General features: G+C 42.6%; 3 protein-coding genes. All 3 read left to right on the forward strand.

Going from position 1 to position 1,575, the window contains the following annotated elements:
• Positions 1 to 335 (forward strand): MafI2 family immunity protein (locus H5P30_RS01630; protein ID WP_221774253.1); only part of this gene is annotated, 335 nt, incomplete at its 5' end.
• A gap of 114 nt (positions 336 to 449) precedes the next feature.
• Positions 450 to 866 (forward strand): DUF3592 domain-containing protein, encoded by a 417-nt coding sequence (locus H5P30_RS01635; RefSeq protein ID WP_185691224.1) that lies wholly within the window; start codon positions 450 to 452, stop codon positions 864 to 866.
• A gap of 66 nt (positions 867 to 932) precedes the next feature.
• On the forward strand, positions 933 to 1,565 hold the full coding sequence (locus tag H5P30_RS01640; RefSeq protein ID WP_185691225.1) for a hypothetical protein: 633 nt from the start codon (positions 933 to 935) through the stop codon (positions 1,563 to 1,565).
• Positions 1,566 to 1,575 lie beyond the last annotated feature (10 nt).

The following is a 1,575-nucleotide window of genomic DNA, read 5'->3' on the forward strand; positions in this document are numbered from 1 at the left end:
CGTTAGCAAAAAAAATGAAATCGATTCCACATTGGTTGCGTATTTGGATTCAATCCGCACTTATCGGGGAAATCTACCCTTCGATTCGAGCAATAGCGGTTAAGTTCACAGATTCAAAAGAATTCACACTGCGCTACTATCTAGAAAAAGAACCTACAGATTTTGATCGAGAATCGTGCTCAATGGTGATGACAGAAATCTTGGCAAATACATCCTCAAAAGAAGAAATAAAAAAAGTGAAAGAAGAATGTTTTTTCTCAGATAAGCTACTTCGTGATATCGATGTATTAGATGGTTTGGTTTTTGCTCGGAGAGAATATGAAATTGAAAAATAAATACGCTAACAAGGCGAGCGAGAGGAATGCCGAGATCGCTCCGCTCACTCAGCATCCCTCCTCTTGACGTTCACTAAAAAAATGGTCATCTTTACAGCTAAATTTTGGAATTTCATGTCAAAGCTTACTTTTGGCATTTCGATCTTACCGATACTGGTAGCAATCGGATTTGGGCTGCACACATCGAACTTTCTTGAAACTGCAATAGCCGCAGAAGCAGAAATCATAGAATTAATCCCAAGAGAAAGTGACGGGAGCACACTTTTCGCCCCCGTCTATGTATTTGAAGATATTGAAGGGAATGAAATAAAGAAGTATTCCAGCACCGCAAGTTTCCCACCTCCGGGTCAAGTCGGAGATAAAATCGAGATTCTCTACTCCAAAGAAGAACCAAAAAAATCGAGACAGAATACCTTTTTCGACAAGTGGGGCATCTCCGCGATAACTGGAGGGTTGGGAGTCTTCTACCTTTTGCTCTCAGCATTAATAATCTACCTCACAGGGAAACAGCTAAAAAAAGAAAGAGAGTGAACCAGACGCTACTAGTCAATGTCGCTTCGCGCCATGCTAGAGCTCGACGATATGCAGAGAAGAAGAATGAAATTTATAGCCCTGATCGTGTTCTTGCTGCCTTGTGTATCCTTCGCGAATGAGTTTCTCAAGCTAAAGAAGATCGAAGGGCTTGAAGAGAATGAAACCATTCGATTTTTAGCTGACTGGCGAGATACCCACCCCGAAAAAGAATTATTCGAGGTTTCGAAGGGATTTATGATTCCTAAGGGTCCCAGCTACATAGATGTCATCTTTAACTCTATGTGGGATGGCAAGAAAGCGAGATACTCCGCCTCCATGATCAGAATCCCCCTGAAAAAGAAAATCTATCAGGGTGAGATGCTCAGTTCGGAGCCGGAAAGGATTGATGAAGTGGCTTTTGTGTATTTGAAAGGAAGTCGTGCTTCCGTTAATCCAAGCTTAACACAAAAGGATTGTATGGTTCTCCGCGATGAACTTCAGAAAGTCAGGGAGGCTGAATTCGAAGGCACAAGAATCCCATTTTCCCTTATTCAGCCTTTGATCACTGAAATTTACTCCCCAGAGGCAGGTCTCTATATCATGAAGCTAGGGAGCGCTGCTACGTATTCATCGGAATCTTACCATTTAGTCGTGAAGGCCAAAGAAGGCGAAACCACAGCCGAGCTTCGGCATCGAACCAATCTTGCGATCCCTTGAAACGCATATC

It is taken from the genome of Puniceicoccus vermicola, assembly GCF_014230055.1.
GTDB lineage: Bacteria > Verrucomicrobiota > Verrucomicrobiia > Opitutales > Puniceicoccaceae > Puniceicoccus > Puniceicoccus vermicola.